Source organism: Streptomyces sp. NPDC002926 (assembly GCF_053591755.1).
The window spans coordinates 512566-530652 of record NZ_JBSFUK010000002.1 but is presented as its reverse complement, the minus strand read 5'-3'; the positions used below and the strand labels follow the sequence as shown (position 1 = coordinate 530652).

The following is an 18087-nucleotide window of genomic DNA, read 5'->3' as shown; positions in this document are numbered from 1 at the left end:
TGTCGGCCGTGGCCGCTCGCCCGAGCCGTTTACTTGAGCTTGCTGCCCGCGGAGCGCAGGGCGGCACAGGCCTCGCCGACACGCTTGGCCATACCGGCCTCGGCCGCCTTGCCCCAGGTGCGCGGGTCGTAGGTCTTCTTGGAGCCGACCTCGCCGTCGACCTTCAGCACACCGTCGTAGTTCTTGAACATGTGGTCCGCGACGGGGCGGGTGAAGGCGTACTGGGTGTCGGTGTCGAGGTTCATCTTCACGACGCCGTTCTCCAGCGCGGTGGCGATCTCCTCGGCCGTCGAGCCGGAGCCGCCGTGGAAGACGAAGTCGAACGGCTGGCTTCCGGGCTTCAGGCCGTACTTCTCGCTGACACCCTGCTGCAGGTCCTTCAGCAGCTCGGGGCGCAGGACGACGTTGCCCGGCTTGTAGACGCCGTGGACGTTGCCGAACGAGGCGGCAAGCAGGTAGCGGCCCTTCTCGGCCAGACCGAGCGCCTCCGCGGTGCGCAGCGCGTCCTCGACCGTGGTGTACAGCTCGTCGTTGATCTCGTGGGTGACGCCGTCCTCCTCACCGCCGGTCGGGGTGATCTCGACCTCGAGGATGATCTTGGCGGCGGCAGCCTGTACGAGCAGTTCCTGGGCGATGGCCAGGTTGTCGGCGAGGGTCTCGGCCGAGCCGTCCCACATGTGGGACTGGAACAGCGGGTTGCCGCCGGCCTTGACGCGCTCGGCGGAGATCGCCAGCAGCGGACGGACATAGCCGTCCAGCTTGTCCTTCGGGCAGTGGTCGGTGTGCAGAGCGACGTTGATGTCGTACTTCTCGGCGACGATGTGCGCGAACTCGGCCAGCGCGACCGCGCCGGTGACCATGTCCTTCTTGTACTGGCCGCCCAGGAACTCGGCCCCACCGGTGGAGATCTGGACGATGCCGTCGCTCTCGGCCTCCGCGAAGCCGCGCAGTGCAGCGTGCAGGGTCTGGGACGAGGTCACGTTGATGGCCGGGTAGGCGAACTTGCCTGCCTTCGCCCGGTCGAGCATCTCGTTGTAGACCTCGGGAGTCGCGATGGGCATATGTCCGCTCCTTGTGATGTGCGGGTATGTGGTGCTTGGCCCTGACCTGGGGGCGACGTCATCGTCGGCGCCCATCTTTCCAGACTCTGGGCGCAGCTCCACCCTGCGTGGGTCACCGACCTGCGCGAGGCGCGCCCCGTTTCACGTGAAACAGCACGCGCCTCGACGTCATCGCAGGTCAGAGCCTTTCTCGGGACCTAGGTCACGAGTCGGCGAAGGAGGTCAGGCGAGACCGAGTTCGTCGAGCGAGTACGCATTGACATAGGGAAGGCCTGCCGCGGCGATGGCCGGAGCCGCGCCGCGCTCCACGATGACGGCGACCGCGACGACCTCGCCGCCGGCCTCCCGTACCGCCTCGACGGCGGTCAGCGGGGAACCGCCGGTGGTCGAGACATCCTCGACGACCAGGCAGCGACGGCCCTTGACGTCAGTGCCCTCGATCCGGCGCTGCATACCGTGCGCCTTGCCCGTCTTGCGTACGACAAATGCGTCGAGCCGCTGCCCGCGCGCCGCCGATGCATGCAGCATCGACGTCGCCACCGGGTCGGCGCCGAGCGTCAGACCGCCCACGCAGTCGTAGTCCAGCTCGGCGGTGGCATCGAGCATCACCTGGCCGACCAGCGGCGCGGCCTCGCCGTCCAGCGTGATGCGGCGCAGGTCGATGTACCAGTCGGCCTCAAGACCCGAGGAGAGGGTCACTTTGCCGTGCACCACGGCCTTGTCCTTGATCTGCTGGAGCAGCTCAGCACGTACGTCAGTCATGCCCATGAGCTTAAAGGCGGTGCCAGGTCCAGGTGGTCGCGATCTCCAGCGGTTCGATCGGGGTGACCAGCTGCGGGTGGGTGTTGAGACCGTTCGGCGGGCCCGACTGCGGTTCCACACAGATGGCCTCGTCCTGCTCGTCGTAGACGACGACCCACTCGGCGCGACTGGTGACCGTGAGCTCCAGCTGCTCCGGCCAGGTGAGCGTGACCGAGACACCGTCGGGCATCCCGAAGCAGTCGTCCCACGGGCCGGGCAGCGGCGCGATGCGCCGACCGGTCGGCAGATGGTCGGAGCCACGCTCCTCCTGCCACCCGGGCGTGAAGTCGATCCGCGCGTCCTCACCGGTGCCGAGGTTGCGCAGGAACCACGGGTGCCAGCCGGCCTGGGCCGGGAAGGACGTCCCGTACGTCTCGACGCCCATGGTGAGTGTCAGCGAGTCCCCGGCCAGCTCGAAGGCCTGAGTGACGCGTCCGGTGTACGGCCAGGGGTCGGCGAGGTCGTAGGTGAAGGCAGCCGTGCTCTTGTCCGCGCGGGCGGTGTGCCAGGCGGTGTCGCGGCCCGTGCCGTGGATGGCGTGCGGCGGTGAGTTGAGCGGCAGTTGATGGCGTACGTCTCCATTGCTGAACCGGCCGTTCCCGACACGGCCGCACCAGGGGACCATCGGGAACGAGCCGTACCGCTCACCCTGGCGCAGCACCTCGGTGCCGCCGATGCGCAGGCTCGCGACGCGGCAGCCGTTCTGCGGATGCACGGTCAACTCGACGTCTCCGGCGGCCAGCCGGATGTTCTCTTCGCTGCTACTCACACGACGACAGTACTGGCGACCGACGGCTACTTGCGGCGCCGCAGCACTCGTCCGACAACGACCGCGGAGGCGAGCGCGAGGGCCGCGGCGGGAGCGAGCCAGCGAAGGGTGGCACCGGCGGTGCCCGCGTCGGGCGCCGGCGTAGGTGCGTAGCGGCCGCGCGGCGGGGCGTGGTCGACCTCTTCGGCGCTGCGCCCGATCATGGTGCGGCGGGCGTGCGCGGCTTCGGCGGGCGGTTCGTCGGGGACGGCGGAGACCTCCTGCCGCTCCGGTGCTCCGGATGCGCCCGGCACCTCCGATACGCCCGCCACCTCCGATACGTCAGGTGCCTCCGGCACATCGGAGACCTCTGGCACATCGGGCACGTCAGGCGCGTCCGTTGCGCCGAACTGCTCCTCGGCTACCGGGTCGAGCGACGGCGGCGGCACCGGTGCGTCGAACACGGACGGCTTCCTGGCGTCCGCGGGGGCTTCGGTCTCCGCGGGGGCTTCGCCGCCGTCGACCGGCTGTTCCAGCTCTTCCGGTGTCGGCTCCGCCGTCAGTGCGATCCGGTCGGCGAACCGGTCCAGCAGCCGGTGCGCGGCCGATGCCGTCGCCGAGTCGGCCAGCTCCGCCAGCCGTCCCTCTGCGCTGGACGTACCGGTGAAGCTGAGCCTCGTACCGCCGTCGGTGGGTTCGGTGCGGATCGTCAGGGTCACCTTGGCCGAACCGGTGCCGCGTGCCTCCACGCCCTCGCCCTCGACCGCGAAGGTGTCGCCCTGCTCGACGATGCGCAGGGTGCCGCGGTAAGTGATCGTGTGCCCGCCGATCCGGATCTTCAGCCGCCCGGAGAGCGGGCCTGCCGAGTCGGCCGCGGCCTGCTGGAGCCCGGGGACGCAGCGGGCGACCCGCGCGGGGTCCCGCAGCGCCTGTCGGAGGGTCTCTGCCGGAAGCGGAACGAACACCTCATGCTCCATGGAAGCCGAGCCTACCCAGGCGGGAGCGCCACGTCAGCGTTTCGGTCCGTGTACCGCGCAGTCCGTACTCAGTCTGTGTACCGCGGGTGCACCAACGTCGACGGCGGTAGGGCAGGCAGCCTGGTCCGCTCGGCGGCACGCACCCCCGCCGCGAGCGCGGACGGGCCGAGCGCCCGCAGCCGCGGTACTCCGGTGTCGAGTCCGAGCCGCGGGACCCGGCCCGCGGCGGCGAGCAGGAACCCCCAGTCGTGCGGCGCGGCGGCAGTGCCCGTCGCCCGGTCCGGGCCCGCGGCGAAGCCCGAGAACCGGCCGCCCGCGCTGTACGGCCGGGTGCCGAACCCGGCCGCGCGCAGCGTCGCGTCGATCGTCCAGAAGGTGTGCGGACGGGAGGCCGGCGGCCCCGCATGGACGACCAGCCGCCCACCGTCCGCGAGGACCCGTGCGGCGAGCCCGTAGAACTCCTGGGAGTACAGCTTGGTGCTGGGAGTGATGCCCGGGTCGGGGAGGTCCGAGATCACCACGTCGTACGTCCCCCGGGGTGCGCGCAGCCAGGAGAAGGCGTCCGCGGTGACGACCCGCACCCGCGGATCCTGATAGGCGTGGGCGTTCAGCGTGGAGAGCGCCGGGTCCGTGCGCGCCAGCCGGACGACGCCGGCATCCAGTTCGACGACGGTCACCGACCGGACATCCGGATAGCGCAGCGCCTCACGCGCCGCCAGCCCGTCGCCGCCGCCCAGGATCAGTACGCGCGCGTGCGGCCCGCGCATCGCCGGGTGGACCAGCGCCTCGTGGTACCGGTACTCGTCGCGCCCGCTTACCCGCAGCCGGCCGTCCAGGAAGAGGTCCGGCGGCCCCGACCGGCCGCCGGTGAGCACGACTTCCTGTACGTCGGTGTGGACGGCGACCCGCACCTGATGCCCGTAGACCGCGCTGCGCGCGGCGCGCTCGAAGTCGTCGACCAGGACCGCCGCGGTCGCAAGCACCGCCAGCACCGTCACATTGGCGACCAGCAGCCACCATCGGGAACGGGCCGTCAGATCGCGGCGGAAGAGCCACAGCACGAGCAGTCCGCCTGCCACCGCGTTGACGGCTCCCGTCAACAGCGCGCCCATGAGCTGCCCAAGCCAGGGCAGCAGCAGAAACGGGAAGGCGAGCCCGCCGACGAGGGCGCCCACATAGTCGGCGGCGAACAGATCGGCCACCGTGCCCTCCGCGTCGCGCCTGGAGATGCGCTGGATCAGGGACATCAGCAGCGGGATCTCGGCGCCGATCAGCACACCGATGGCCAGGGAGAACAGGACCAGCACGAACCGGGACTCGCCGATCCAGGCGAAGAAGGCGTACAGCACCATGGCCGAACAGCCGCCGATCATGGCCAGCGCGGCCTCCAGCAGACCGAAGCCGACCGCGGCCCGGCAGCGCAGTCGCTTGGCGAGCAGCGAGCCGACACCCATCGCGAAGACCATCACCGAAAGGACGACGGACGCCTGGGTGACGGAATCGCCGATCAAGTACGAGGCGAGGGCGACCAGTTCGAGCTCGTAGACCAGTCCGCAGGCGGCGCAGACGAAGACCGCGACCAGCACCAGATACCGTCCGGCGTCCGGGCGGACGGGCAGCCGCAGCACGCTCTGGGGCACTGAGGTCGGCTGCTGGTCGATCATGTTCGTAACGCTACGTCGCGGCGCACGTGCGCTGTGTCACCCACAAGAGTGTAACTACAGCGCGGCCGGCATACGGACGCCAACGCGCGTACGGGTGACAACGAGACGACCCTCCTGCGGATAGGCGTGCCAGGTGCGCCACCGCACCTGGCCCTCGATCCGCTGCGCCAGCATCGCGGTGAACGCGTGCGGCGACCCGGGAAAGGTGCCGGCCAGTCCGTTCGGGTGGTCGGCGACCAGCGCGAGCAGCTCCTGCGCACGACCCGCGAACGACCCCTCCGTGAGCGTTTCGACGTGGGCCGCGAACTCGTACTCCCAGTCGCCGAGCCGTTTGGCCACCCCGAGCGGCAGCGGAGTGCTGCTGCCGCGCATACAGGCGACGGTCTCGGAGCAGCTGCCCCGCTCCTCCTCGAGCAGCACTTGATGGGAGGCGCCCAGCAGTCTCAACTGCAGTTTCGCTCCTGAGAGTTCGAGGTCGAGGACGGCCAGGGCAGGGAGCGGCTCGCGTCCCAACGCCCAGGCGAGGTCGTCGGCACTGGTATCGGAATAGGCGGTCTTGAGGGTCGTGAGCATGGGTCGGCTCCGCAAACACGCTTCGACAGGTGGACACGTGGACCGGGGGCGCCCCGGAGGGGGGAAGGTCAGAAAGTGGGGGAACGCCTGCTCGGGTCCACATGAGGTCCGAGGGCTGGATGGTTCCAATAGGTTCCAACAGCGAGGGAATCATGAACTGCGCGGCACCCACAGCGCTTTTACCCAACTTGGTTGGGTTTCCATCCCCTCGGGGGCCCTACAGTTCAACTGTTCAACAAAAAAGGTCGACATGGCCGACGCGGCGATCCGCAAAACGACCCGCGCGGCGGCCGACTGAGCAGTCAACAAGAAGGCACCCGACGGGAGTTCACCCGCCGGGTGCCTTCAGTGGTCGCGGACCGGCTGCCCCGTGTCAGCTGCCTCCGCCACCGCATCCGCCACCGCCGCAGGACGAGGAACCGCCGCACGACGAGGAACCGCCACAGGACGAAGAGCCGCCGCAGGACGAAGAGCCCCCGTCAGCGCCACCCGCCCACCAGCTGCCACCGCTGCCCCCGGCCCCGCTGCGCCGACGGCCCTTGCCCGTCCTGCCCCGGTTGGCTTTCTTCGCCTTCGCCCTGCCGGCGACGACCACGGCGAACACGAAGACGACCATCAGAATCCCGAAGAAAGCTGCCACTGCTCTCACCGTCCTTCCATCCCCCGAAGCGAGCCCCCCGCGTCTTTGCGTGACCGCTTCTTGTGTGAGACGGGGATGCCCCCGGCTGTGAGAACCCAAAGCAGACTTGAGCAACTCCAGAGCTTCGGCACGACGAACTACGCGGAGATGCCGGCGCCGGCCGTACGGACCGGGTTCGATCAGCCTCGGCCAGGGCTTCCCCGACACGGACGGCCGGAAGGAGATCAGGGAGGCGGCGTTACGGGCGCTGCGCGACGGCCGCGGCCACCAGTACCCGCCGGGTCCCGGAGATCGACGTCCCAGGGCACATGAGCGATTGTGCAGTGCGTACGGGCGCCCGCTCCGGCTGCGTCACATGCCGCGGCGCTGCTCTTGGACGGTCTTCATGAGGTCCTCCATGGCGGTCTGTGTTTCGCGGTCACGCGCGTCGTCGATCGCTTCGAGAGCGGCGGCCGCTGCCTCACGAATGTGGTGGGGCAGCCCATCGGCGGCCGTGAGTTGGTAGGCGGCTTTGCGGCGCGCCCTGCGCTCGGCGGTGTCTACCGCGCCGGCGCCGGACAGCGGAAAGACGGAAGCCCTGTACGCGGATATCTCCAGCACCATCATGTCCGCGATTCCATCGGCGTACCCGAGCGCGGCGGCCTTTCCCCGTCCTTCCCGAATGGTTGCGATCATTTGACGGCGGGACAGGACCATGGCCAGGACTGCGCCGCCTCCCAGGGAAAGGGCGCAGGTGACGGCGAGGAACGGCCCTCCCCAGGCGAAGCCTGCGAGTGCTCCGGGGCCCGCGACCGCGATGGTCCATCCGGCCACTGTCCGGGAGCTCATTTGCTCGGGTGTGGTGTCCATGGTGGGAGTCTCCCGGCCGGGCGACGAGCGCCTGTTCAGTTGATGACGGCGGTGGCTTCGATCTCGACCAGGTGCTCGGGTACATCCAGTGCCGCGACGCCGAGCAGCGTGGCCGGCGGTACCGGCGTGACGCCGAGCTTCGCGGTCGCCCGGGTGATCCCGTCCAGGAGCAGGGGCATCTTGCCGGGGGTCCAGTCGACGACGTAGACGGTCAGTTTCGCCACGTCGTCGAAGGAGCCGCCGATCCCCGCCAGGGCGGTGGCGATGTTGAGGTAGCACTGCTCGACCTGGGCGGCGAGGTCGCCTTCTCCGACCGTGACACCGTCGACGCCCCAGGCGACCTGCCCGGCGATGAAGACCAGCTTCGACCCGGTCGCGATCGACACCTGCCGGTAGGCGTCGATCTCCGGCAATCCGTTGGGGTTCACCAGGGTGATGGTCATGCTGCGTGCCTCCTTGTCATGAGAGCGCGCGGGCTCGCTTCCACCCAGCCACGACGCAGGTGCTCTCTTGTGGTTACTCAGAAACCGTAGGAGAGTGGCCGCTGACATGGAAGAACGCACTTTTCAGTGACTGGGGAACCATATGGTGACCAAGCAGTTCACGGGCTCGCCCGACGAAGCGGACCTGAGGCGGGCGGACTCTCTGGCGCGGGAGATCTTCTCGGACGTCGCCAACAAGTGGGCGCTCCTGATCATCGAGTCTCTCGGTGAACGCACCCTGCGCTTCGGCGAGCTGCGGAACGAGATCGGGGGCGTCAGCCACAAGATGCTCACCCAGAACCTGCGCATGCTGGAGCGCAACGGCCTGGTCGAGCGGACGGTGCACCCCGTCGTGCCGCCGCGGGTCGAGTACACCCTCACCGAGCCGGGCCAGGCCCTGCGGGTGACGATCGACGGACTGTGCGACTGGACCCACCGGTACCTCGGTCACATCGAGGCCTCCCGCCACCGCTTCGACGCCTGACGGGTTGACCAACGGCGGCCACCGCTCGGACCGCTGGGCCGTGTCGTTGGGATCATCACGGGGCCGTTCCACCGGCTGCGGCACCGCCGCGTGGTCGACAGAAGCAACCTGTCCGGGTGTGCGGCGGTCCTACCGAGCGTCGGGCTCAGAGGATCAGCCTCTGTCGACTCGTACTAGTAGACCGACTGGAGAGGGCGCACTCCATGGTGCTGGATCCCAACTTCTGCCTGGACGTTCCGGAGGGATTCGACGATTCGGACGCTGAGACTGGGGTGCACCCCATCGCCAGGAAGCTGTTCCCCGCCACAACTGCCGCGGAAGCCTTCAGGAAAGCCCATGAGTGGGTGCGGGAACACAGAATCCGACTGTCGGACGTGTCGTGGGACTTCTTCCACGACGAGGACCAGCCCTACTGCCTGAGCATCTATTTCACGTTCGAGCTGGATCCCGAAGACGCCTGATCCACCTCGCAGCCGACCACTGGGACGGCCCCGCACCAGTGATGCGCATCGGTGGCGACGGTGCTGCAGCCCTTGACCGCCGCACACCAACCTGCCCGACGACGATGAGTCGGGAACGCTTCAACAGTCGGCGGCCATCACGCTCGGATGCCGGGAAGTTCTGACCACGAATCCAAGCACCGGCCACGGTCAGCGCGTGCCGGCCAGCTGTACAACTGCTTTACGGATCGACTCCTCGCGCTTGCAGAACGAGAAGCGGACCAGCCAGGCCGGAGCGTTCACGTTGAGGTAGAACGCCGATGTGGGGATGGCCACCACACCAGCGCGCTCCGGCAGGTCCCGGCAGAACCGGACGCCGTCCGAGTAGCCCCACGGCCGCACATCCGCCTGCACGAAGTAGCCGGCATCCGCACGGAAGGGCCGCAGTCCAGCTTCTGCCAGGCCGGCGCTCAACAGGTCCCGGTTCCGGCGCAGAGTGTCCCGAAGACCCGCCGCCCACTCCTCCACCGAGTCGAGCGCGTGCGCCAGCGCTTCCTGGTACGGAGTCCCCGAGGCGTACGTCAGGAACTGCTTCGCCGCGCCCACCGCGGCGACGAGCGGAGCGGGTCCACAGACCCAACCAACCTTCCAGCCCGTTGTGTTGAAGGTCTTGCCCGCCGAGGAGATGACCACCGTCCGTTCCTGCATCTCCGGCAGAGCAGCGATGGGCAGATGGCGCGCGCCATCGTTGTAGACGAGGTGTTCGTAGACCTCATCCGTGATGACCGTCAGCGAGTGCTCACGGCACACATCTGCGATGGCTTCCAACTCCGCGGCCTTGAAGACCATGCCCGTGGGGTTGTGCGGCGTGTTCAGGATCAGTACCCGGGTACGCGGGGATACGGCCGCACGCAACGCGTCAGCGTCGAGGGCGAAACCGTCGCCGTCGAGGACCAGAGGGACGGCGACCAGGCGGGCCCCGGCGAGCCGGGTATCCGCCGCGTACGCGTCGTAGCAGGGGTCGAAGGCAATGACCTCGTCACCCGGGTCGCAGAGCGCCAGGAGGGCCGCGGCGAGGGCTTCCGTCGCGCCCGTGGTGACCAGCACCTCGCCCTGAGGCTGGTATTCGAGGCCGTACCGGCGCAGCTGGTGAGCGGCGACAGCCTCTCGGAGTGCTGGGAACCCATGAGCCGGCGGGTACTGGTTGCTGCCCGCGAGCACGGCATCCGCCACGTCCTTGAGCAGTGCGGGCGGGCTGTCCAGCTCAGGCACCCCTTGCCCAAGGTTCACGGCCCCGGTGCTCCGCGCCAGCTCCGTCATCTCCGTGAAGATCGACGTGCCCATTCCGTGCACCCGAGCCGCAGGGCTCCACCCTGCCGAGCCCACTACGCCGCGCGTGTCAGCCGTCCCCGCCGTGTTCATGCGATCCCGCTTTCCCGAGTCCATCAACCTAGGAGATTCGGCCCTCACGATAGGCACGACGCGCAGCACCGGCCTATCGGTGAGCATGTTCAAGCCTTCACCGGAGCGTCTGACCAGCGAAACTCCGATGTGTATGAACAAGGATCGACCTGGCACACGGCGCCTCCCGAGCTGGTCACCGCGGTCCGCTCGGCGAAGCAGTTCCCGACGTACGTGTCGGCGGGGCCGTTCCAGTACGCGGTGGCCGAGGCGCTGCGGCTGCCGGACGCGTACTCCGAGGAGCTGCGGGACGGCCTGCGGGCCAAGCGGGATCTGCTGAGCGCGGGTCTGGTGGATGCCGGTTTCGAGGTCTACCGCCCGGCGGGCACGTACTTCGTCACTACCGGCATCCGGTCCCTGGGCGAGGACGACGGCTTCGCCTTCTGCAGGTCGCTGCCGGAGCGGTGCGGGGTCGTCGCCATCCCGAACGCCGTCTTCCACGACCACCGCGACCAGGGCGCGCCGACCGTCCGATTCGCGTTCTGCAAGCGGGAGTCGGTGCTCCAGGAGGCGGTGACCCGCCTCAAGGGGCTCGCTAGCGGCTGAGCGGCCCGCTGTCACGGGTGACACGCGCACCTTCAGCCGACCGGGTAGGAACCGGCTCCGTCTGCTGCGCAGCACTCGCGCGCGCGCCCCGGGCGGCACAAGGTCGGTTTGACCGACCCCCTGTGCGCGCCCGGAGGTGCACCCTGTCCGCCGAGACTCTCGACAGCACAGCGGCGGCGGGTGCCAGGCCCGTTTCCCGCCGGCGCGCCGCGCTGCTGAGGGCAGTCCCCGCGCTGGGGCTGTTCGCGGTGGCGCGGCTGGCCGGGCTGCTGGTGATGGCCGGCTGGGCCTGGCACATCGGGCGCTCGCCCCGGATGCTGCTGGCTCGTACCTGGGACTCCGACTGGTACATGCTGATCGCCGAGCACGGCTACGGCCGCATCCTGAGCTGGCCGGACGGCTCGGTCCAGAGCGATCTGGCGTTCTTCCCGCTCTACCCGGGGCTGCTGCGCGCGGTGACGACCGTGCTGCCCGTGACCAGCGGCACCGCCGGGCTGCTGCTCTCCTGGTCCGCTGCCGCGGCGGCCGCCCTGGGCATCTACGCGGTCGTCGAGCGGCTGCACGGACGGCGCGTCGCGACCACGGCGGTCCTGCTCTGGGGCCTGCTTCCGCACTCGATCGTGCTCTCCATGGCGTACACGGAGCCGGTGCTCACCGCCTTCGCCGCCTGGTCGCTGTACGCGCTGCTCACCCGCCGCTGGGTGTGGGCGGGCACGCTGGCGACACTCGCCGGGCTCTCCAGGCCCAACGGGATCGCGGTGGCCGCGGCGGTGCTCGCGGTGGCGGTGTACGAGGTGTCCAAGGCGTACCGGCGGGGCGGGCGCCCGGGGTGGCGGATCTGGACGGGCGCGGCCGTGGCGCCGCTCGGCTGGTGCGGCTATGTGCTCTTCGTCGGTTTCCGTACGGGCGACCCGCTGCGCGGGTACTTCGCCGTGCAGCGCGGCTGGAACTCCCGCTTCGACTTCGGGATCGGAGCGCTGAAGGTGGTGCGCGACATCGTGCTGCGCCCGGCGATGTTCCCTCCCGTGCTGTCGCTGCTGGTCGTCGCGGCGGCGGTGCTGCTGTTCGTGCTCTTCGCGCTGGAGCGGCCGCCGTTGGCCGTATTCGTCTACGCCCTCGTGCTGGTGCTGATCACGGTCGGCGGCTCCGGCTTCTTCGAGTCCAAGCCGCGTTTTCTGCTGCCGGCCTTTCCGCTGCTGCTGCCGGTGGCCCGCGCCATGACAAAAGCCCGGCCGAGGGCGGCGGTCGTGGTGACCGTCGCGCTGGCCGGGCTGTCGTTCGCCTACGGGACGTATCTGGTGACACTGTCCCCGTTGGCGCCGTAGCCGGTGTGCCGGGGCCGCTCAGGCCTCGTCGGCGGGCTTCTCGTCGGCGGGCTTCTCGTCGGCTGCCTTCTCGTCCGCCGGCTCCAGGCCGAGCTGCTCCACGAGCCACTTGTCGAACTCGATCGAGGCCCGGACCCAGCTGACCGTCGACGACACGAAGTGCTCCAGGCTGACGCCCATGCCGATCAGCATCTGCGTCTCGCCGATGAGGCGGACCGTGCTGGGGGCGTCCTCCTCCTCGTCGTGGATGTGCGTGTAGACCTTCGGCCACAGGGTGCGACGGTTCCAGTCGTCGATCGCATCGAGGAGCTTGGGCTTGTCCTCAAGGGCGTGCGGACGGTCGTAGAAGGTCCGCACCGAGAAGACCTGCTGGTCCTCCTCGCCACGGAACATGAAGTACGTGCGGAATTCCTCCCACGGCGCGGCGAGGTCGCCCTCGTCGTCGACGACGTACTTGAGCTCCATCTGATCGAGGAGCTGCTTGACCAGGTCCTGATCGGGAACGACGGGGCCCGCCGGTCCTGCGGCCTGCGGCTGGGGCTGGCCCCCGAAATTAGGAATCGAGGACGGATCGATGGTCACCGTGTATTTCCCTTCGTACGGTTCCCGCCATCCTCTCCCATGCCTGGCGGGGCATGGCAACCCCCGACTCGCCCGATCCGCTGCGGGCTGACATTTCCGGCCGGGCCTTTCCCCTGCCTGCGCCTTCCCGTGCCCCCGATGAGGGGATACGTGGTGGCGTGGGGTCGCAGACCCCCGGGCCCCACGGCGGGGCCGGGGGCGGCTGTACCCCATGGGGGAAGAGCGAGGCGGGGAGACGAACCCCGCACCGCGTCAGCCCCATACTGCACGCGATCAGGCCGCTCCCGCCCCGCCCACGATCAGGCCGCTCCTACGCTGCCCGCGATCAGGCCGCTCCCGCCTTTCCCACGATCAGCCCGTTCTCGAAGCGGTCCACCCGGACCGTGTCGCCGTCCGTGACCTCGCCCGCGAGGATCTCCTTCGCGAGGCGGTCACCGATCGCCGTCTGCACCAGACGTCGCAGCGGGCGCGCCCCATACGCCGGGTCGTTGCCCTCGTCCGCCAGCCAGTCGAGCGCCGCCGGGGTGACCTCCAGCGTGAGCCTGCGCTCGGCGAGGCGCTGCGCGAGGCGGTCGATCTGGAGCTTCGCGATGTGCGCGAGCTCATCGCGGGACAGCGCCGAGAAGACCACCAGGTCGTCCAGCCGGTTCAGGAACTCCGGCTTGAAGGAGACCCGGACCACCTCCAGGACCTGCTCCCGCTTCTCCTCCTCCGAGGTGAGCGGCTCGACCAGGTACTGGCTGCCGAGGTTCGACGTCAGGACCAGGATCGTGTTGCGGAAATCCACCGTGCGGCCCTGTCCGTCCGTCAGCCGGCCGTCGTCGAGGACCTGGAGCAGGATGTCGAACACCTCGGGATGCGCCTTCTCCACCTCGTCGAGCAGCACGACGGAGTACGGACGCCGCCGCACGGCCTCGGTGAGCTGGCCGCCCTCCTCGTAGCCGACGTACCCCGGAGGCGCACCGACCAGCCGGGCCACGGAGTGCTTCTCCCCGTACTCGCTCATGTCGATGCGGACCATCGCCCGCTCGTCGTCGAACAGGAAGTCCGCGAGGGCCTTCGCCAGCTCGGTCTTGCCGACGCCGGTGGGGCCGAGGAAGAGGAACGAGCCGGTCGGCCGGTCCGGGTCGGCGATCCCGGCCCGGGTACGCCGGACCGCGTCGGAGACCGCCCGCACCGCCTCGGTCTGACCGATCAGCCGCCTGCCCAGCTCCTGCTCCATGCGCAGCAGCTTCTGCGTCTCGCCCTCGAGCAGCCGCCCGGCCGGGATCCCGGTCCAGGAGCCGACCACATCCGCGATGTCGTCCGGGCCGACCTCCTCCTTGACCATGGTGTCCTTGGCCGCTTCCTGCTCGGCCTCCGCCGCCTCCTCCAACTCTCGTTCCACGCCCGGGATTTCCCCGTACAGCAGCTTGGACGCGGTGTCGAAGTCGCCGTCACGCTGGGCCCGCTCGGCCTGACCGCGCAGGTCGTCGAGCCTCTCCTTCAGCCCACCGACGCGGTTGAGGCCCTCCTTCTCCTTCTCCCAGCGCGCGGTGAGGCCGCGCAGTTCCTCCTCCTTGTCGGCGAGGTCGCGGCGCAGCTTCTCCAGGCGCTGCCTGGAGCCCGGGTCGGTCTCGTTCTTGAGAGCGAGCTCCTCCATCTTCAACCGGTCGACCGAGCGCTGGAGTTCATCGATCTCGACGGGCGAGGAGTCGATCTCCATACGGAGCCGGGAGGCGGCTTCGTCGACCAGGTCGATGGCCTTGTCCGGCAGGAAACGCGAGGTGATGTACCGGTCCGAGAGCGTCGCGGCGGCAACCAGTGCCGAGTCCGCGATCTGCACCTTGTGGTGCGCCTCGTACCGGCCCTTGAGCCCTCGCAGGATCGCGATCGTGTCCTCCACGGACGGCTCGGCGACCAGCACCTGCTGGAAACGCCGCTCCAGCGCGGGGTCCTTCTCGATCCGCTCCCGGTACTCGTCGAGCGTCGTCGCGCCGACCATGCGCAACTCTCCGCGCGCCAGCATCGGTTTGAGCATGTTGCCCGCGTCCATGGAGGAGTCGCCGCCCGCGCCGGCGCCCACGACGGTGTGCAGTTCGTCGATGAAGGTGATGATCTGGCCGTCGCTCTGCTTGATCTCGGAGAGGACGGTCTTCAGCCGCTCCTCGAACTCACCGCGGTACTTCGCGCCGGCAACCATCGCGCTGAGGTCGAGCGAGACCAGCCGCTTGTTCCTGAGCGACTCGGGCACATCGCCCTTCACGATCCGCTGCGCGAGACCTTCGACGACGGCGGTCTTGCCGACGCCGGGCTCACCGATGAGGACGGGGTTGTTCTTCGTACGCCGCGAGAGCACCTGCACCACGCGGCGGATCTCCTGGTCCCGGCCGATGACCGGGTCGAGCTTGCCCTCACGGGCCGCGGCGGTGAAGTCCGTACCGAACTTCTCCAGCGCCTTGTACTGCCCCTCGGGGTCGGCTGTGGTCACCCTGCGCCCTCCCCTCGCCGTCTCGAACGCGGCCAGCAGCTTCTTCGCCGTGGCCCCCTGCTGGTCCAGCACCTCCCCGGTCTGGCCGCCCTTGGCGGCGATACCGATGAGGAGGTGCTCGGTGGAGATGTAGTCGTCCCCGAGCTCCTTGGCCCGCTGTGCGGCGTCGGCGATGACGGCGAGCAGCTCCCTGTTGGGCTGCGGCGGCGCGACGGTGGACCCGGTCACGCTGGGCTGCGCGGCCAGCAGCCGCTCCGCCCCGGACCGCACGGCTGCCTGGTCGGCCTCGGCCGCGGCCAGCAGATCGGTGATGTTCTCGTTGTCCTGGCCCGCGAGCAGCGCGAGCAGCAGATGCGTGGGGGTCAGATCGGGGTGCCCCTCGGACACGGCCCGGGTGGTGGCGGCGTTGATCGCATCCCGGCTCTTGTTGGTCAGCTCGGCGTCCACTGCGGTCTCTCCTCCTCGCTCAAGGGCTCTTCCGTCAACACTGACTCATTCATCCTGCACAAAGTTGAGTCTACTTCACTCAAGCAGGGAGCAGGCGATGCCGACGCGACCGGTTGCCGTCACAATTACCCTGCAGAGCATGGCCATCGACGTACGCAACCCAGGTCCCGAATACCTCGCGTTCTGGCGTGAATACCATCTGTGCACGCTCACCACACAGCGTCCGGACGGCAGCCCGCACGTCGTGCCGGTGGGCGTGACATACGACCCCGGGGCCGGGCTCGCCCGCATCATCACCAACAAGAGCAGCACGAAGGTGGCCAACATCCTGGCCGCGGACCGCCAGGGCGGGGCGCGCGTGGCCGTCTGCCAGGTCCACCGGGGGCGCTGGGCGACGCTGGAGGGGCTGGCGACCGTACGCACGGAGCCGGAGCTCATCGAGGACGCGGTACGGCGCTACGCGGAGCGCTACGAGCGCATCCCGGCGCCCAACCCGGACCGGGTGCTCATCGAAATCGCCCTGGACCGGGCGATGGGACGCGGCTGACGGACGCGGCCGAAGCCGGCCGTCCCGCCTCCGCGCGGGACACAGCTCCGTGCGGGAAATGCACAGCGGCGCCATCGTGTTTCAGGTCCACGATGGCGCCGCTGTGTGGGGGAAGCACCTGAGCGATTTACAACGACGGGGGAACCGCTCAGGCACTGCGGGGGGTGGCGGTGGTGGTGTCGGGCTCGACCAGCTGGTGATCCCGCTGATCGAGATTGACGAAAATCATGCCGTACCGGATGGCACAGCGGACGGGCTGTGGAGCTCCACGGGGCCTGCGAAGGCACCGATACGCGCGGACGTCCTCGTCCTCCTCGCGCGCCACGACTATCGGCTCTCCGAAGAGGGTGACCATCAACGAGTCGCCACGGTGGGGGATTGCCGTGACGAGGTCGATGAAATGCCACCCCGATCGGTAGGCCGTAGCCATTTCACGCCGGAAGACCCGGTCGTCCGGTGGAACGGTCATGCGTCCGTGCGGGCCGGAGCGACACCCCAGGAAGGCTCACCAGGAGTAACCGCGGCATCTGCCGGCGCCACACCCCAGGAAGGCTCACCAGGAGTACGCACCGCGTCTGCCGCGACGACACCCCAGGAGGGCTCACCGGGCGTTGCTGCCACAGCGTCCGCGGGAGCGAAGCCCCACGAAGGTTCGCCAGGGGCTGCCGTCACCGCGCCGGCGGGAGAGCTACCCCAGGAGGGCTCGCCGGAAGCCACCGCACCGAGCGCGGCCGCCGCTATGGCAAGAGCACAAAGAGCACGAAGCGTCCTAGACATGGGTGATCTCCACCTCTTTTGATCATTCCTCCTCCCCCGCGCATAAGACGATGTCTCACTCCGAACGCTTGCACCAGCGACGGCAGGCATCATGTTCCTGTAATGCAGGAGCCTGAGGGGGTGCATATGTCATCGAAGGAGGGCGAAACGGGACACCCTCACGCAGACGGCGAGCTGTGCGAAGCGGGGAAGGTTCTCTACATCACCGCTCTGCGGACCGGGCGAATAGCCCGGTCAGAGGCGGAACCCACACCCTGCCTCTTCGATCTCGCCCTGCTGCATCCGGATCCCGACGACGCTCAGTGGCTCCGTCCGGTTCCACCGACCACTGCGCTGACACAGCTGATACACCCCATCGAGCGGGAGATCCAAGAGCGCCGACGTCGAACTGTCGCTCTGACCGACGCACTTGAGCCATTCATGGCGTTCAGTGCTCAGAACTCCACCGTCCCACAAGGGATCACCGTCCTCGAGGGTCTCAACCGCATCAACACAACCCTTGACCAGGTCACCGCAGAGTGTTCGGAGGAGCTCCTCACGGTGCAGCCCGGCAGCGGGCGGCAGCCGCACATCCTGGAGAAGGCTCTGCGCCGCGTGGAGCCGCTGATCGACCGCGGCGTACGGATGCGGACGCTCTACCAGCACACGGCCCGCCACCACCCGGCCACACTCTCCTACATGGAGCAGGTCGGCCCGTCCGGCGTGGAGGTGCGCACGCTCGAGGAGATCATCGACCGGCTGATCATTGTCGACCGGAAAGTGGCGTTCATACCGGCAAGTAGCGACAGACTCTCGGCACTTGAGCTACGGCACAAGGGAATCGTCGAGTATCTCGTCGGCGTCTTCGAGCAGTTCTGGCTGCACGGCATCCCGTGGGAGGAGCAGGTCTCCTACGGCCCACCGCTGGACGGCATCACAGGCGTCCAGCGCTCGATCGCCAAGCTGCTGGTCGAGGGCCATGTGGACGAGGCCATCGCCCGGCGGCTCGGCATGAACGTCCGTACCTGCCGTGCCCATATCGCCAAGCTGGGCTCCGCGCTGGGCAGCGGCAGCCGGACCCAACTCGGCTATCTCATCGCGCAGTCGGGGATTCTGGAGCACGAGGGCTGAGGCCCGGGACAGCGGGGCGGCCGGCGGGACCGTTTGCATTGGGAACGCCGCAGCGAGAAGGGAACGTAAGAAGCTGGCGTCCCGTCACATGTTTCACACGGCT

At 69.0% G+C, this 18087-nt stretch carries 17 protein-coding genes and 2 pseudogenes; 7 read left to right on the top strand and 12 right to left on the bottom strand.

What is annotated here, in order from left to right; translation table 11 throughout:
• Positions 1-29 precede the first annotated feature (29 nt).
• From fbaA to ACWDZ6_RS05720, 6 genes are all read right to left on the bottom strand, one after another.
• A complete protein-coding gene (fbaA, locus tag ACWDZ6_RS05745) occupies positions 30-1061 on the bottom strand; it encodes a class II fructose-bisphosphate aldolase (protein ID WP_326651479.1) in 1032 nt (343 codons plus the stop codon).
• 222 nt (positions 1062-1283) lie between these two features.
• Positions 1284-1823, bottom strand: coding sequence for an orotate phosphoribosyltransferase (gene pyrE, locus ACWDZ6_RS05740; protein WP_366733677.1), 540 nt, complete (start codon positions 1821-1823; stop codon positions 1284-1286).
• A 10-nt stretch (positions 1824-1833) separates the two neighbouring features.
• Positions 1834-2631, bottom strand: a complete 798-nt coding sequence (locus tag ACWDZ6_RS05735) for an aldose epimerase family protein (protein WP_451501812.1) — start codon at positions 2629-2631, stop codon at positions 1834-1836.
• 26 nt (positions 2632-2657) lie between these two features.
• Entirely contained in the window at positions 2658-3587 is a 930-nt protein-coding gene (locus ACWDZ6_RS05730) for an SRPBCC domain-containing protein (protein WP_451501811.1), read from the bottom strand.
• Between the two features lie 68 nt (positions 3588-3655).
• A complete protein-coding gene (locus tag ACWDZ6_RS05725; RefSeq protein ID WP_451501810.1) occupies positions 3656-5251 on the bottom strand; it encodes a polyamine aminopropyltransferase in 1596 nt (531 codons plus the stop codon).
• Between the two features lie 54 nt (positions 5252-5305).
• The gene (locus ACWDZ6_RS05720; RefSeq protein WP_451501809.1) at positions 5306-5824 is read right to left on the bottom strand and encodes a DUF2617 family protein; all 519 of its coding nucleotides are present in this window, start codon (positions 5822-5824) and stop codon (positions 5306-5308) included.
• Between the two features lie 715 nt (positions 5825-6539).
• Here ACWDZ6_RS05720 and ACWDZ6_RS05715 point away from each other — a divergent pair.
• Positions 6540-6753: pseudogene (locus tag ACWDZ6_RS05715) on the top strand (hypothetical protein); the annotation flags it as partial.
• Between the two features lie 62 nt (positions 6754-6815).
• On the opposite strand, the gene ACWDZ6_RS05710 reads toward ACWDZ6_RS05715, so the two are convergent.
• Both ACWDZ6_RS05710 and ACWDZ6_RS05705 read right to left on the bottom strand, forming a co-directional pair.
• Complete coding sequence (locus ACWDZ6_RS05710; protein WP_451501808.1) at positions 6816-7313, bottom strand: hypothetical protein; 498 nt, start codon at positions 7311-7313, stop codon at positions 6816-6818.
• Between the two features lie 35 nt (positions 7314-7348).
• Positions 7349-7756 (bottom strand): RidA family protein, encoded by a 408-nt coding sequence (locus ACWDZ6_RS05705; protein ID WP_451501807.1) that lies wholly within the window; start codon positions 7754-7756, stop codon positions 7349-7351.
• A gap of 142 nt (positions 7757-7898) precedes the next feature.
• On the opposite strand from ACWDZ6_RS05705, the gene ACWDZ6_RS05700 reads away from it, so the two are divergent.
• Both ACWDZ6_RS05700 and ACWDZ6_RS05695 read left to right on the top strand, forming a co-directional pair.
• Positions 7899-8279 carry a winged helix-turn-helix transcriptional regulator gene (locus ACWDZ6_RS05700; RefSeq protein ID WP_451501806.1) on the top strand — a complete coding sequence of 127 codons (381 nt, stop codon included), beginning with the start codon at positions 7899-7901 and terminating at the stop codon, positions 8277-8279.
• Positions 8280-8482: 203 nt separating this feature from the next.
• Positions 8483-8740 (top strand): hypothetical protein, encoded by a 258-nt coding sequence (locus ACWDZ6_RS05695; protein ID WP_451501805.1) that lies wholly within the window; start codon positions 8483-8485, stop codon positions 8738-8740.
• 189 nt (positions 8741-8929) lie between these two features.
• Here the strand turns inward: ACWDZ6_RS05695 and ACWDZ6_RS05690 are convergent, their stop codons facing one another.
• Complete coding sequence (locus ACWDZ6_RS05690; protein WP_451501804.1) at positions 8930-10063, bottom strand: aminotransferase class I/II-fold pyridoxal phosphate-dependent enzyme; 1134 nt, start codon at positions 10061-10063, stop codon at positions 8930-8932.
• Positions 10064-10291: 228 nt separating this feature from the next.
• Between ACWDZ6_RS05690 and ACWDZ6_RS05685 the strand changes: the two are divergent.
• Positions 10292-10726: pseudogene (locus ACWDZ6_RS05685) on the top strand (aminotransferase class I/II-fold pyridoxal phosphate-dependent enzyme); the annotation flags it as partial.
• Positions 10727-10848: 122 nt separating this feature from the next.
• Positions 10849-12051: a glycosyltransferase family 39 protein gene (locus ACWDZ6_RS05680; RefSeq protein WP_451501803.1), complete on the top strand. Its 1203-nt coding sequence runs from the start codon at positions 10849-10851 to the stop codon at positions 12049-12051.
• 18 nt (positions 12052-12069) lie between these two features.
• On the opposite strand, the gene ACWDZ6_RS05675 is transcribed toward ACWDZ6_RS05680, so the two are convergent.
• Together ACWDZ6_RS05675 and clpB are read right to left on the bottom strand one after the other, a co-directional pair.
• Entirely contained in the window at positions 12070-12633 is a 564-nt protein-coding gene (locus ACWDZ6_RS05675; protein ID WP_451501802.1) for a YbjN domain-containing protein, read from the bottom strand.
• A 325-nt stretch (positions 12634-12958) separates the two neighbouring features.
• Positions 12959-15550, bottom strand: coding sequence for an ATP-dependent chaperone ClpB (clpB, locus tag ACWDZ6_RS05670; RefSeq protein ID WP_451501801.1), 2592 nt, complete (start codon positions 15548-15550; stop codon positions 12959-12961).
• Positions 15551-15689: 139 nt separating this feature from the next.
• On the opposite strand from clpB, the gene ACWDZ6_RS05665 reads away from it, so the two are divergent.
• Positions 15690-16097, top strand: coding sequence for a pyridoxamine 5'-phosphate oxidase family protein (locus ACWDZ6_RS05665; protein WP_451501800.1), 408 nt, complete (start codon positions 15690-15692; stop codon positions 16095-16097).
• Between the two features lie 148 nt (positions 16098-16245).
• Here the strand turns inward: ACWDZ6_RS05665 and ACWDZ6_RS05660 are convergent, their stop codons facing one another.
• Entirely contained in the window at positions 16246-16566 is a 321-nt protein-coding gene (locus ACWDZ6_RS05660; RefSeq protein WP_142214562.1) for a Rieske (2Fe-2S) protein, read from the bottom strand.
• Positions 16567-17000: 434 nt separating this feature from the next.
• Here ACWDZ6_RS05660 and ACWDZ6_RS05655 point away from each other — a divergent pair, with 434 nt between their 5' ends.
• Positions 17001-17984, top strand: coding sequence for a helix-turn-helix transcriptional regulator (locus tag ACWDZ6_RS05655; RefSeq protein ID WP_326651464.1), 984 nt, complete (start codon positions 17001-17003; stop codon positions 17982-17984).
• The last annotated feature ends 103 nt before the right edge of the window (positions 17985-18087 follow it).